9 protein-coding genes are annotated in these 14949 nt (G+C 65.4%); 8 read left to right on the top strand and 1 reads right to left on the bottom strand.

The genetic code is table 11. From position 1 onward, the window contains the following. Nucleotides 1-32: 32 nt before the first annotated feature. Nucleotides 33-5411, bottom strand: a complete 5379-nt coding sequence (locus KOF26_RS06780) for a HAMP domain-containing protein (protein ID WP_253201205.1) — start codon at nt 5409-5411, stop codon at nt 33-35. A 204-nt stretch (nt 5412-5615) separates the two neighbouring features. Between KOF26_RS06780 and KOF26_RS06785 the strand changes: the two genes are divergently transcribed. From KOF26_RS06785 to KOF26_RS06820, 8 genes are all read left to right on the top strand, one after another. Beyond that, nucleotides 5616-5987: a hypothetical protein gene (locus KOF26_RS06785; RefSeq protein WP_216322231.1), complete on the top strand. Its 372-nt coding sequence runs from the start codon at nt 5616-5618 to the stop codon at nt 5985-5987. Nucleotides 5988-5990: 3 nt separating this feature from the next. After that, a complete protein-coding gene (locus KOF26_RS06790; RefSeq protein WP_216322233.1) occupies nt 5991-6269 on the top strand; it encodes a DUF5985 family protein in 279 nt (92 codons plus the stop codon). After that, complete coding sequence (locus tag KOF26_RS06795) at nt 6266-6529, top strand: DUF5985 family protein (RefSeq protein WP_216322236.1); 264 nt, start codon at nt 6266-6268, stop codon at nt 6527-6529. The genes KOF26_RS06790 and KOF26_RS06795 overlap by 4 nt, the downstream gene beginning before the upstream one ends. A 144-nt stretch (nt 6530-6673) precedes the next feature. Then, entirely contained in the window at nt 6674-8260 is a 1587-nt protein-coding gene (locus tag KOF26_RS06800; protein ID WP_363181982.1) for an N-acyl-D-amino-acid deacylase family protein, read from the top strand. A 123-nt stretch (nt 8261-8383) separates the two neighbouring features. Beyond that, entirely contained in the window at nt 8384-11269 is a 2886-nt protein-coding gene (locus tag KOF26_RS06805) for a TonB-dependent receptor plug domain-containing protein (RefSeq protein ID WP_216322239.1), read from the top strand. 27 nt (nt 11270-11296) lie between these two features. Further along, entirely contained in the window at nt 11297-12307 is a 1011-nt protein-coding gene (cuyA, locus tag KOF26_RS06810) for a D-cysteate sulfo-lyase (RefSeq protein WP_216322242.1), read from the top strand. Nucleotides 12308-12310: 3 nt separating this feature from the next. Beyond that, nucleotides 12311-13558, top strand: a complete 1248-nt coding sequence (locus KOF26_RS06815; protein ID WP_216322245.1) for a dicarboxylate/amino acid:cation symporter — start codon at nt 12311-12313, stop codon at nt 13556-13558. Next, entirely contained in the window at nt 13559-14944 is a 1386-nt protein-coding gene (locus KOF26_RS06820) for a CapA family protein (protein WP_216322248.1), read from the top strand. The last annotated feature ends 5 nt before the right edge of the window (nt 14945-14949 follow it).

Raw genomic sequence — 14949 nt, forward strand, 5'->3', positions numbered from 1 at the left:
TCGGGGAAAGCGGCGTCGTTGATGCGGTCATGTCAGTCATGGCCCAGGACGATCAGCCCCGCCCCCTGATGGGCCTCCCGCGAGCGGCCGATCCACACGCGCAGCAGCGCCAGCAACAGGTCGATGTCCACCGGCTTGGCGATATAATCTGAGGCCCCGGCATCGAGGCACTTCTGGCGATCGCCCTTCATCGCCTTGGCGGTGACCGCGATCAGCGGCAGCTCCGAAAGGGCTGGCCGCTTGCGGATCTGCTGCATCGTCTCGTAACCGTCCATTTCCGGCATCATGATGTCGATCAGCGCCACGTCTATGCCCGCAAACTCCTCGAGGATGATGATGCCCTCGCGTCCGCGCTCGGCATGCAGCACCTCGACGCCATGGCTCTCGAGCACGCTGGTCAGCGAGTAGATGTTGCGGATGTCGTCATCGACGATGAGGATCTTCGCGCCGGCGAGTTCGGGCACGGCGTGGGCGGTTCTCGTATACTCCTCCGGCAGGACCTCGACGACGACCGTGTCCGCCTGGTCCATCGCGCCGGCCATGGCGGTGAACAGCGCGGAGAGCGTCTCCGCGCTCGCCGGTTTCTCGATCACCCCGGCGGCGCCGAGATCGAGCGCCCGCGCCAGCTTGTCCGCGCCCGAAATCACATGGATCGGGATCGCCTGCGTCTGCGGATCGTGCTTGAGAAGGTCGAGCAGCACGAAGCCGTCGATATCGGACAGCCCGAGGTCGAGCGTGACGGCATGCGGCCGGAGCTTGCGCGCCATCGCCAGCGTGCCTGCACCCGCAGCGGAGATGACGCCCTTGAGGCCGGCGCCGTGGGCGGCGTCGAGCAGGATCGAGGCGAAGGTCGGATCGTCCTCCACGATGAGCACGAACGGCGCACCATCCAGCCCGTCCCGATCGTCGCCGACGTCGAAGGCGTCGGGCAGCGCCGGCGGGACCATCGCGCCGTTATTCTGATAGCGCGCGGGGGTCGCGTCGCTTGGCAGCGTCGCCGGCGCCACGACCTGAAGCGGCACGAACAGCGTGAAGGTCGATCCCTGCCCCGGCATCGAGCGCACCTGCAACTCCCCGCCGAGCAGCCGGGCGATCTCCCGGCTGATCGACAGGCCGAGCCCCGTGCCGCCATATTTGCGGCTGGTGGTGCCGTCGGCCTGCTGGAAAGCCTCGAAGATCAGCTTCTGCTTCTCCTTCGGGATGCCGATGCCGGTGTCGGTGACGCTGATGGCGATGGCACGGTCAACGGAGCGCAGCACCGGATGATTGCTGCTCCAGCCGCTATTGGCGGTGCGCACGGCGAGCGTCACCGAGCCGTGGGCGGTGAATTTGAAGGCGTTCGAAAGAAGGTTGAGCACGATCTGCTGGAGACGTTTCTCGTCGGTGCGGATCGTCGACGGCAGCTCCCCGTCGAAGTCGACGACGAAATCGAGCCCCTTGTCCGCGGCGAGCTGTCGGAACGTGCGCTCCATGCGCTGCTTGAGGCCGTGCATCGGCATCTCGCCGATCTCGATGGAAACGGTTCCGGACTCGATCTTGGAGAGGTCGAGAATGTCGTTGATCAGGCTGAGCAGGTCCGAGCCGGCGGAGTTGATCGTCCGTGCGAATTCCACCTGCTTCTCGTTGAGATTGCCTTGCGGATTGTCGGCAAGCAGCTTGGAGAGGATGAGCAGGGAATTGAGCGGCGTACGCAGCTCGTGGCTCATATTGGCCAGGAACTCGGACTTGTACTTCGAGGTCAGGGCGAGCTGTTCCGCCTTTTCCTCCAGCGCGCCGCGAGCCATCTCGATCTCGAGGTTCTTCGCCTCGACCTGCCTCTTCTCATTTTCGAGGAGCTGGGCCTTCTCTTCCAGTTCCTCGTTTGTGTTGTGCAGCTCTTCCTGCTTCGTGGTCAGCTCGGTCTGGCGCGCCTGAAGCTCCTGGGTGAGGAGCTGGGACTGTTTGAGGAGCCCTTCGGTGCGCATCGTCGCGGCAATGGTGTTGAGCACGATGCCGACCGATTCCATCAGCTGGTCGAGGAAGTTCTGGTGGGTCTCGTTGAATTCGTTGAACGAGGCCAGCTCGATCACCGCCTTGACCTCGCTTTCGAACAGCGCGGGAAGGATGGTGATATTCGCCGGCCGCGCCTCGCCCAGGCCCGAACCGATGCGAATGAAGTCTGCCGGCACCTCCTGCAAGAGGATCGACCTCTTGTCGGCCGCAGCCTGCCCGACCAGCCCCTCGCGCAACTGGAAGACCGGCTTCAGGGCCTGGCGATTTTCGGCACCATAGCTCGCCGCGAGTTCAAGGACGGTTTCGTCGCCGTCGCGATTGGTGACGTAGAAGACGCCATATTGCGCGCCGACCAACGGCGCCAGCTCGGTCATGATCAGGTTCGACACGGTCGACAGATCGCGTTCGCCCTGCAGCATGCGGCTGAACCGCGCCAGGTTCGTCTTGAGCCAATCCTGTTCGGCGTTCTTGAGGGTCTGATCCTTCAGGTTGCGGATCATTTCGTTGATATTGTCCTTGAGCGCCGCCATCTCGCCCGAGGCCTCCACCGCGATCGAGCGGGTAAGGTCGCCCTTGGTCACCGCCGTCGCCACGTCGGCGATCGAACGCACCTGATTGGTGAGGTTCGCAGCAAGCTGGTTGACGTTGTCGGTGAGATCGCGCCACAGCCCGGCGGCGCCGGGGACGCGGGCCTGCCCGCCAAGCTTGCCTTCGATGCCGACCTCGCGCGCCATGTTGGTGACCTGATCGGCGAAAGTGGCAAGCGTTTCGATCATCAGGTTGATCGTCTCGGCGAGCGCGGCGATCTCGCCCTTGGCGTCGAGCGTCAGCTTGCGCTTCAGATTGCCCTGCGCGACGGCGGTGACGACGTCGGCGATGCCGCGCACCTGATTGGTGAGGTTCGTTGCCATCAGGTTGACGTTGTCGGTGAGGTCCTTCCAGGTGCCGCCCACGCCGGGCACCTGCGCCTGCCCGCCGAGCTTGCCCTCGGTGCCGACCTCGCGCGCCACGCGCGTCACCTCCGAGGCGAAGCCGTTGAGCTGGTCGACCATGACGTTGATGGTGTTCTTCAGCTCGAGAATCTCGCCCTTCACGTCGACCGTGATCTTCTTGGACAGGTCGCCGCGCGCGACCGCGGTGGTGACGTCGGCGATGTTGCGCACCTGACCGGTGAGATTGTCGGCCATCAGGTTCACATTGTCGGTAAGGTCCTTCCAGGTGCCGGCAACACCGCGCACATTCGCCTGCCCGCCGAGCTTACCCTCGGTGCCGACCTCACGCGCCACGCGCGTCACTTCCGAGGCGAAGGAATTGAGCTGATCGACCATCGTGTTGATGGTGTTCTTCAGCTCGAGAATCTCGCCCTTCACGTCGACGGTGATCTTCTTGGACAGGTCGCCAAGCGCCACCGCGGTGGTCACCTCGGCGATGTTGCGCACCTGACCGGTGAGGTTGGCCGCCATGGCGTTGACGTTGTCGGTGAGGTCCGCCCAGGTGCCGCCCACGCCGGGCACCTGCGCCTGCCCGCCGAGCTTGCCCTCGGTGCCGACCTCGCGCGCCACGCGCGTCACTTCCGAGGCGAAGCCGTTGAGCTGATCGACCATCGTGTTGATGGTGTTTTTCAGCTCGAGGATTTCGCCCTTCACGTCGACGGTGATCTTCTTGGACAGGTCGCCGCGCGCCACCGCGGTGGTCACCTCGGCGATGTTGCGCACCTGACCGGTGAGGTTGGTGGCCATGGCGTTGACGTTGTCGGTGAGGTCCTTCCAGGTGCCGGCGACGCCCTCGACCTGCGCCTGCCCGCCGAGCTTGCCGTCCGAGCCCACCTCGCGCGCCACGCGCGTCACTTCCGAAGCGAAGCCGTTGAGCTGATCGACCATCGTGTTGATGGTGTCCTTCAGCTCAAGGATTTCGCCCTTCACGTCGACGGTGATCTTCTTGGACAGGTCGCCCTTGGCGACGGCGGTGGTCACCTCGGCGATGTTGCGCACCTGACCGGTGAGGTTCGCCGCCATCAGGTTCACATTGTCGGTAAGGTCCGCCCAGGTGCCGGCGACGCCGGGCACCTGCGCCTGCCCGCCGAGCTTGCCTTCGGTGCCGACCTCGCGCGCCACGCGCGTCACCTCCGAGGCGAAGCCGTTGAGCTGATCGACCATCGTGTTGATGGTGTTTTTCAGCTCGAGGATTTCGCCCTTCACGTCGACGGTGATCTTCTTGGACAGGTCGCCGCGCGCCACCGCGGTGGTCACCTCGGCGATGTTGCGCACCTGACCGGTGAGGTTGGTGGCCATGGCGTTGACGTTGTCGGTGAGGTCCTTCCAGGTGCCGGCGACGCCCTCGACCTGCGCCTGCCCGCCGAGCTTGCCGTCCGAGCCCACCTCGCGCGCCACGCGCGTCACTTCCGAAGCGAAGCCGTTGAGCTGATCGACCATCGTGTTGATGGTGTCCTTCAGCTCGAGGATTTCGCCCTTCACGTCGACGGTGATCTTCTTGGACAGGTCGCCCTTGGCGACGGCGGTGGTCACCTCGGCGATGTTGCGCACCTGACCGGTGAGGTTCGCCGCCATCAGGTTCACATTGTCGGTAAGGTCCTTCCAGGTGCCGCCCACCCCGGGCACCTGCGCCTGCCCGCCGAGCTTGCCTTCGGTGCCGACCTCGCGCGCCACGCGCGTCACCTCGCTGGCGAAGGAGTTGAGCTGGTCGACCATGACGTTGATGGTGTTTTTCAGCTCGAGGATCTCGCCCTTCACCTCCACCGTGATCTTCTTGGACAGGTCGCCCGAGGCGACGGCGGTGGTCACCTCCGCGATGTTGCGCACCTGACCGGTGAGGTTGGTGGCCATGGCGTTGACGTTGTCGGTGAGATCCTTCCAGGTGCCGGCGACGCCCCTCACCTTGGCCTGCCCCCCGAGCTTGCCCTCGGTACCGACCTCGCGCGCCACGCGCGTCACCTCGCTGGCGAAGGAGGCGAGCTGCTCGACCATGGTGTTGACGACCTTGCCGATGCGCAGGAATTCGCCCCGCAACGGCCGCCCGTCAATCTCCACCGTCATTGATTGCGACAGATCGCCCTTGGCCACCGCGCCGATGACGCGCGCGACCTCCGCCGTCGGCTGGACCATGTCCTCGATCAATTCGTTGAGCGCGCGCAGCTTGGTTTCCCATCCGCCGGTGGCGCCATAGACATGCCCGCGCTGGGTGATCTTGCCTTCCTTGCCCACCACCCGCGACAGCCGCTCGAACTCGTTGGTCATCTGCTCCTCGAGGCCGACCACCTCGTTGAACAGCATGGCGATTTCACCGTCCTCGCCCGACAGATCCTCCGGCAGCCGGACCGAGAAATCCCCGCGCCTGAGACTGCGCAGGGCCGAGACAAGCTGGCGTCGATCCAGTGTCTGCGAGGACAGCTTAGCGCGCATCATTCGCTCCAACCATTTCCACCCCGTCGATCATTCGGCCGCCCTCCGTCAGGCGCTGATCTCCTGCATAACAGAGCTGTTGTCTCCGGCGCAGAAAATTTGCTCACCTCCCCCGGCCGGGACGACACGGGGTTGTCTAATCGTGTCCGATGGCTAGGACGCGGGGCTGCGGTGGAGACCAGACGCCAGGAGGATCGCTGGAACATGCCGACCCGGCGTGACGTGTTCAGTTTCATCAGAGCGACCTTTCGCTCGGTCTGGGCGCTCGAACTGCTCTGCTTCCTGAGGAGCGGCGCGGATCGCGAATGGCATCGCGACGAGCTCGTCGCAGCACTCCGCGCCAGTGACCTGGTGATCGACCAGAGCCTCGCCGCTCTCGTCGCCGCCGGACTGGTCATCACCACCTCCAGGGAAACGTCGCGCTACCAGCCGGCCAGCGAAGCGCTTGACCTGCTGGTGCAAGAGGCGGAAGCACAATATGCCACCAGTCCTGACAAGGTGCGCAGGCTGATCGTGAATTCGGCACATGATGGGTTAAGTGCATTTGCAGACGCATTTCGTATGCGAAAGGACTGACAGATGGGGGATCTGCTTCCTGCGATCGTTTATGTCCTGTGCTTCGTCACCAGCACGGCATGCGCCTGGCTGCTTGGCAAGACATGGCGCAGAAGTCGCGCGCCGCTGCTGTTCTGGAGCGCGCTGTGCTTTGGGCTGCTGGCCGCGAATAACCTGGTGCTGATCCTCGATATGCTCATCTTTCCGGCAGTCGACCTGAGATTGGCACGATCCATCCTGTCTCTGGGTGCCGTCTCGGTGTTGCTCTTTGGCTTCATCTGGAGCCAGGGAGAGGAAGCATGACCCTTCTCACTTTCATTTCTGGCGCCACGACGATGGGATATTTCCTGTCGAGCCTCTTCTTCCTGCGCTTCTGGCGCAGCGCGTCGGACATCCTGTTTCTGGCGTTCGCCGCCGCCTTCATGCTGATGGGGCTCGGCACGGCGCTGCTTACCCTCAGCGGCGTACCCCTCGAAGAGCGGAGCTGGATCTATCTCCTCCGGCTCACGGCGTTCCTCATCATCCTTGCCGCGATCGTCAGAAAGAATCTCAGCACGCGCTAGGCCCCGACCGATGGCGCGCCGCGCACAAGCCATCGGCGAGGTTTAGGCCGCGCAAGCAAAACTTCGATTGACCCATATTACCCATCGGATAGGTAGGGATTTATCCGAGACGCGCGATATCAGCGCGGGGCAAAGGGGGACATCGTGGCATTACGGGGCGCGGCACTCGGTTTGGCATCGCTTGCGGCGATCGCATGGGCGGCGGGCGCGGGCGCGCAGCCCGTCGCCGACATCCTCATCCGGGGCGGCACCATCTATGACGGCTCCGAGGGGATGAAACCATTCGTCGGCGATGTCGTGATCAGCGGCGAGCGCATCACCTATGTTGGCCCCCGCGCCAATGTGCAGGCGAGGCGGACGATCGATGCCAAGGGGCTGGCGGTGGCCCCAGGCTTCATCGATCCGCACACCCATGCCGATCACTTCATCGAATCCCGCGACCCCCGGCAGCGGCAGGTTCCTGCCTGGCTGGCTCAAGGCGTCACCACTGTGTTCGTCGGCGTCGACGGCAACGGAAAGCCCGAGATCGCCGAACGCTTCGCCGCGCTGCGCGAACATGGCGTCGGCGTGAACGTCGCCTCCTATGTCGGCTTCGGCGCGATCCGTCCCCGTGTCGTCGGGCAGGTCGCCCGCGCGCCCACCGAGGCCGAACTGGCACAGGAAAAGGCGCTGGTCGCCAAGGGCATGTGCGAAGGCGCGATCGGACTTTCCACCGGCCTGTTCTACGTGCCGCAAAGCTATTCGAAGACCAATGAGGTCGTCGAGCTGGCCAGGGAGGCGGCGCGGCGCGGCGGCGTCTACGATACGCACACGCGGGATTACTCGAACTTCACCGTCGGCTTCATGAACAGCTATCAGGAGGCGCTGACGATCGGCAAGGAAGCCGGCATCCCGGTGCATCTCAGCCATATCAAGGTGCTCGGCCCGGTCGTGTGGGGCAAGTCCGTCGACGTCATCAAGCTCATCGACGACGCTCGCGCCGCCGGCCAGAAGGTCACGGCCAGCCAATATCCCTATACCGGCAACGGCACCAGCATCTCGGCGATGTTCCTGCCCAACTGGGCGCTCGACGGCGGGCGGGAGGCGCTGCTCAAGCGGCTCGACGAGCCGGCGACGCTGGAGAGGATCAAGGCGGAGATGACCGCCAATCTCAATCGCACCGGCGGCGCCGGGAACTTCCTGTTCCGCGGACGCGGCGAGCCGTGGTCGAACAAATATCTCGATGCGGTGGCCAAGGAATGGGGCCTGACCCCGGTCGACGCGGCGCTGCGCATCGTCCGTCAGGGCGGTAGCCAGTCGATGATCGGATTCGTGATGAGCGAGGAAGACATCGCCAATTTCATGAAACAGCCCTGGGCCGTGACCGATTCCGACGGCGGCGAAGGGCACCCTCGTGAATATGGCACCTTCCCCCTCAAATATCAGGATTATGTGGTAAAGAAGAAGGTCATCACCCTCCCCTTCTTCATCCGCCATTCGTCCGGACTGACGGCGGATATCTTCGGCATCAAGGAACGCGGCTATCTGAGGAACGGCTATTTCGCCGATGTCGTCGTCTTCGACCCGAAAACCTACGCGCCGAAAAACGACTTCGCGCATTACGACGTGCTCGCCGCCGGCGTGACCGAACTGCTGGTCAACGGCAAGGCCGCGATCGACGGCGGCAGGATGACGGCGGTGCTGTCCGGGCGGCCGCTGCCGCACACGCCGACGCCAGGGACGTGCGGCTGACGAGACACGGGGCGCCGGCCGGCGAGCCCGGCAGGCGCCGATTGGCCGTATCGTGATCACCGCCAGTCGCTCGACTGGGCGGGCCGCGGGCGGCTGCCAATCAGATAGCGGGGGTTTCACATCATGACGTCATATTCCGGCCGCAGGATCCTGCTTGCTTCGGCGGGCGCAACCGCGCTCTGCCTGACGGCCGCGGCTGGCCATGCCCAGGCGCTCGCGCTCAACGATGCGGCCGCGTCGGCGGTCGGCGTCGAGGAGGTGACGATCACCGGCACGCGCGTCGTCCGCGACGGCTATGACGCGCCGACGCCGGTGACGGTAGTCGGCGAGGAGCTGATCCGGAATATCGCCCCCAACAACATCGCCGAGGTCGTCAACCAGATGCCGGCGGTGATCGGCAGCACCACGCCGAACAACTCGCAAGGCGCGATCAGCAACGGTGCCGCCGGCGTCAACGCGCTTAACCTGCGCGGGCTGGGCACGATCCGCACGCTGGTGCTGGTCGACGGCCACCGCAGCGCGGCCTCGCTCGCCACCGGCGAGGTGGACATCAACACCATCCCGCAACAATTGGTGAAGCGCATTGACATCGTCACCGGCGGCGCGTCGGCCGATTATGGCTCCGACGCGGTCGGCGGTGTCGTTAACTTCATCCTCGATAATGATTACACCGGCCTCAAGAGCGATCTCCAATATGGCGAGACCACCTACGGGGACAATAAAAGTTATAAGGCGGCCGCCACCGCCGGGGTGAAGTTCGCCGACGGGCGCGGCCATGTCCTGCTTAGCGGCGAATTCTACAATGGCGACGGCGTGCGCAACAATCCACGCCCCTGGGCCGCGCAGCGTTACTTCACCGTCGTCAATCCGGCCGGCGACAAGAATGGCCAGCCCTATTATCTGAGCAGCTGGGGCGTCGTGCCGTCGCAGCTCGCGCCGGGCGGCATCATCACCAGCGGCCCCGCCAAGGGGATCTATTTCGGCACCGGGGGCGCCTATGGCCGGCTGAACTATGGAGTCGAGGCCAATCCGTGGATGATCGGCGGCGATCAGGTGACGACCTGCCTCAATTCCTGCGGCACCGTCGATCTGATGCCGGCGGAAAAGCGCCGAAACGGCTATGGCCGGCTGAGCTTCGAGATCACGCCGGACGTCGAGCTCTATGCCAGCGCCTCCTATTCCTGGGCTCGCGTGCGGAGCAACAACGGCAATAATTATTCCAACGTCAACAACATCACCCTCAGCTCCGACAATGCCTTCCTGCCGACAGAGGTACGCGCCATCCTGCAGCAGGGCCTGGCGCCGGGGGCGGCGCGAACATTCACGATGGGCTCGTCCAACCAGGGGATGCCGCTCTACGGCTTCGACAATATCCGCGAGAACCAGCGCTACCTGATCGGTAGCCAGGGCACGATCCATTTCGGCGGCGCATGGAAATACGATCTCTACGGCGCCGCCAGCCGCTCCAACGTGCATGAGGAAATCCTTGGCAATTTCAGCCTGACGCGGATGACGCTGGCGCAGGACGCGGTGTTCGTGACGGCGGCAAATGTCGGCCAGTCCGGCCTGCCGATCGGCAGCATCGCCTGCCGATCGACGCTGGCCAACCCGGCCAATGGCTGCGCGCCCCTCTCCCGCATCGGCATCGCCGGCGGCGCGCAATCGGCGGCGGATTACCAGCGCGGCCTCGATTACGTCGCCTATGACAATCCCTATCGCGACGAGCGGCTGCGCGAATATGATGTCGGCCTCAACGTGTCGGGCAGCCCATTCGACAATTGGGCAGGCCCGGTGTCGGTGGCGTTCGGCGCGGAATGGCGCCGGGTTTCGATCAACGGCTTCGTGCCGAGCCAATTCCAGAGCGGCTGGCAGGTCGGCAATTATCTCGTCACCGCCGGCCACTATACCGTGGCCGAAGGTTATATCGAGACGGTGGTGCCGGTCCTGAAGGGCATGGATGCCACGGGCGCGTTGCGCCACACCGACTACAGCACGTCAGGTGGCGTCAACACTTGGAAACTCGGCCTCAACTATCGCCCGATCGAGGACATCAAGTTTCGCCTCACCTATTCGCATGATATTCGCGCACCCAATCTGAGCGAATTGTTCGGGGCCGGCACGGCGCGCACCAACCGCACCACCATCGACGGCGTCGACTATTATTACCTGCAGGATCAAAGCGGCAATCCCAAGCTCAAGCCCGAATCCGCCAATACCCTCGGCCTCGGCGTGGTGCTGTCGCCACGTTTCGTGCCCGGGCTGGCGGCATCGGTCGACTATTTCAGGATCGACCTCGACAAGAGGATCGGGACGATCGGGGTCAACGACGTGCTCACCTTGTGCTTCGTCCAGAAGGTCTCATCCTTCTGCGACAGCATTGGCACGAACAGCGACCCGGCAGCCCCGCCCTATACGGTGCATGTCTGGCCGATCAACTATGCCTCGACCAGGCAGGAAGGGATCGACTTCGATGTCACTTACCACGTGCCGCTCGGCGATCGCATTCCCGGCCGGCTAACGCTGCACGGCCTCGCCACCCACTATCTCCGATCCTTCTCGGATGACGGCTTCTCGCCGACGTCGGACGGCGCCGGCGTCAATCTCGGCGGCCTGCCGAGCTGGAGCTATCGTGCCGACATCAATTACGCGCTCGATGCGTGGCGGGTGACGCTCACCGGCCGCGGGGTCAGCGCCGGCAAGGTATCGAACGAATATATCGAATGCACCGGCAATTGCCCGGTCTCGACGCTGCAAAACCGCACGATCAATGATAACAGCATCGCCGGCGCCTTCTACGTCGACGGCTCGGCCAGTTACGACCTGAAGATCGGCAATGTCGTCAACCAGCTGTTCTTTACCGTGCGGAACATCTTCAATCGCCGCCCGGTGATCATCCCGCTCGGCGGCGCCAACACGGCGGTGACCACGTCCGAGCAAGTGCAGACCAACAGCTCGCTTTATGACGTGCTCGGCCGCACCTTCCGCGTCGGGCTGCGCACCAGCTTCTGATCCGATCGTCTTTTTCAAGGATAATCCATGCATCTGTCCCGCTTTCCCCGCGTCCGTCTCGGACATCTGCCCACGCCGCTGGAGCCGCTTGAGCGGCTGTCGAAGCGGCTCGGCGGCCCGCGGCTGTGGATCAAGCGGGACGATTGCACCGGCCTCGCCGGCGGCGGCAACAAGACGCGCAAGCTCGAATTCCTGATCGCCGACGCATTACGCGAAGGCGCCGACACGATCATTACCCAGGGCGCCACCCAGTCCAACCACGCCCGCCAGACGGCGGCGGCGGCGGCGAAGTTCGGCCTTGCCTGCCATCTGCTGCTGGAGGACCGCACCGGCTACACCTCCGCGGACTATCGGCTGAACGGCAATGTCCTGCTCGACCGGCTGCACGGTGCCGCCCTGTCCGAGCGGCCGGCCGGCGCGGACATGAACGCGGAGATGGCGGCGCTGGCGGAAGCGCTGCGCGGGAAGGATCGCAAGCCCTATGTCATTCCCGGCGGCGGCTCCAACCCGGTTGGCGCGCTCGGCTATGTCAACGCCGCCTTCGAACTCGTCGCGCAGGCGAATGACCGCGGGCTGCAAATCGGCCACATCGTTCATGCCACCGGCAGCGCCGGCACTCAGGCCGGCCTCGTCACCGGCCTTGTCGCGCTGAACGCCGCCATCCCGGTGCTTGGCGTCGGCGTGCGCGCGCCGAAGGAACGGCAGGAGCAGTCGGTGCTGGACCTCGCCACCCGCACCGCCCACCGTCTCGGCCTGCCCGGCATCGTCCGGCGCGAGCATGTCGTCGCCAATTGCGACTATGTCGGCCAGGGCTATGGCCTGCCGACCGAGGGCATGATCGAGGCGGTATCGCTGTTCGCCGAGACCGAAGGCGTGCTGCTTGATCCGGTCTATAGCGGCAAGGGCGCCGCCGGCCTGATCGACCTCGTCCGCAAGGGCTTCTTCCCGGCCAATTCCGACGTGGTGTTCGTGCATACCGGCGGGGCGGTGGCGCTGGCCGCCTATCGCGCGGCGTTCGGCCAGCCGGATCACCTCTGAGCCGTGATCGCCAGCCCACGCAATCTCACCCGCCAGATCATCGCCGCCTCGGCGCTCGGCATCGTCTTCGGCCTCGCCGTCCACGCGCTGATTGGCGATCCCACGAGGGCGGAGAACCTCGTAGCGGCGCTCGATTTCGTCACCAGCCTGTTCCTGCGCGCCATCAAGATGCTGATCGCGCCGCTGGTCCTGGCCGCGCTGGTCAGTGGCATTGGCCGCACGGAGGGGCTTGAGTCGGTCGGGCGGATGGCCGGACGGGCGATGCTGTGGTTCATTGGCGCCGGGCTGCTTGCCGCGCTGGCCGCGCTGGCGGTGGCCGCGCTGCTCGCTCCCGGCGCCGGCCTTCACCTGCACGCGACGGCGGCCGGCAGCGGCGTCCGGCCGCCTCCCTTCGATATCGCCGGGTTCCTTCGCAACATCATCCCGACCTCGATCGCCGACGCGATGGCCCGCAACGATGTGCTGCCGATCCTGTTCTTCGCGATCCTCGCCGGGTTCGCGCTGGCGAGGATGGGCGAGGCGGGCGCCGGACTGCTGCGCTTGGCCGACGGGCTGCTCGGCATGATGCTGACGATGGCGGGGCTGGTCATGCGGTTCGCGCCGCTTGCCGTGTTCTGCGCGATCGCCGCCGCGCTGGCCAAGGACGGCGCGGGCGTGATCGTCACCTATGCGGGCTTCGTCGGCGGCTTCTACCTCGCGCTCGGGCTGCTCTGGCTGGCGATGATCGGCGCCGGGGCGCTCGCGCTCGGCCGGCATGCGCTGCGCGATCTGCTCGGCGCGCTGCGCCAGCCGGCGCTGATCGCTCTCGCAACGACCAGCGCCGAGGCCGCCTACCCTGCCCTTCTACAGAAGCTGGAAGGGTACGGCGTGCCCAATCGCGTCGCCGGCTTCGTGCTGCCGCTGGGCTATGCGTTCAATCTCATCGGCTCGATGTGCTATTGCACCTTCGCGGTGCTGTTCATCGCCCACGCCTATGACGTGCTGCTGTCGCCCGCGCAGATCGCCCAGCTTCTCTTCATGCTGTTCGTGACCAGCAAGGGCATCGCCAACATGCCCCGCGCCTCGATCGTGGTGGTGGCGGCGACGGCCCCCCATTTCGGCCTGCCCGAAGCCGGGATCGCCTTCATCCTCGGCATCGATCACGTCCTCGACATGGGGCGCACTGCCACCAACGTCGTCGCCAACGGCATCGTCGCGGCCATCGTCGCCCGCTCCGAACAGCCTGCTATCGCACCCGAGGGAGAGTTCTGAATGCGCCGTGTCGCCCGCCTGTCGTTCCTCGCCTGCTGCGCGCTGCTGTCGGCCACGGCTGCCGCACGCGCCCAGACCGGCGAGGCGCTGAAGACGACGCCAGTGCCGACAACGCCCGTTCGCGACGGATTCACGCTCGCGGCCGTGGGCGACCTCATCTATCTGCGCCCGATGCTGGCGACGATAGAGCGCCAATCGCCCGACATGGTGAAAATCCTGCGCGAGGCCGACGTCACCTTCGGCAATTTCGAGACCAGCGTCTTCCAGCCGCGACGCTTCAAGGGCTCGCCCCAGGCAGAGTCGGGCGGTGCCTGGCTGCTCGCCGATCCGGCCGTTCCGCGCGATCTGGCGAAGATGGGCTTCGACATCGTCAGCCACGCCAACAACCATGTCACCGACTGGGGCGTCGAAGGGCTGTACGAAACGCTCGACGGCCTCGACGAAGCCGGCCTCGTCCATTCGGGCTCGGGGCGTACCCTGTCGGCGGCGCGGGCGCCTGCCTATCTCGACACGCCCGCCGGCCGGATCGGGCTCGTCTCGGCGAGCAGCTCGTTCACGCCGATGTCGCGCGCCGCCGATCCCTTGGGCGAAATTCCGGGGCGCGGCGGCGTCAACGCGCTGCGCACGGCGCAGACCAGGCTCGTCTCGCCGGCCGACCTCGCGGTGCTGGCCCGGCTGTCCGGCACCACGGGGGGCGCGCCGGTCCGGTTCGGCGGCCTCCGCTACCGCGCCGGCGACCAGACGGGCGTCACCTACGAGATCGATCCGGCCGACGAGCGCGCCAACGCCCTCGCCGTGCGGCAGGCGAGACAGAATGGCAATTTCGCGATCTTCTCCCTCCACAATCACGAAGCCGGCGCCACCAGCGAGCAGCCCGGCGACTTCGCCGTCGCCATCGCCCATAAGGCGATCGACGAAGGCGCCGACGCCTTTATCGGCCACGGCCCGCACCTGTTGCGCGGCATCGAAATCTACAAGGGCAAACCGATTTTCTATTCGCTCGGCAACTTCGCGATGATGAACAACTCGCTCGATGCCGTCCCGCCGGACATGTATGATCAATATGGCGTGGCGCCCGGATCGACGACGACGCCCGAGCTGTTGCAGGCACGGAATGCGCGCTCCTTCGCCGACCGCAGGCTCTACGAATCGGTCATCGCCGTCAGCCGCTATCGCAACGGACGGTTGAGCGAGATCAGGCTCTACCCGATCGATCTCGGCGTGAAGGCGGCCGGCGTAGCGAGGGGGGTGCCGAAGCTCGCCGACGCCGAGGTCGGCGGCGCCATCCTTGGGCGCGTGCAGCGCCTGTCGATGCCGTTCGGCACCGCCATCTCGATCGAGAACGGCATCGGTATCATCCGCATCACGCCGGACACGGCCGGCTAGACCCG

The organism is Sphingomonas quercus (assembly GCF_018863195.1).
GTDB classification, from domain to species: Bacteria; Pseudomonadota; Alphaproteobacteria; order Sphingomonadales; family Sphingomonadaceae; genus Solisphingomonas; species Solisphingomonas quercus.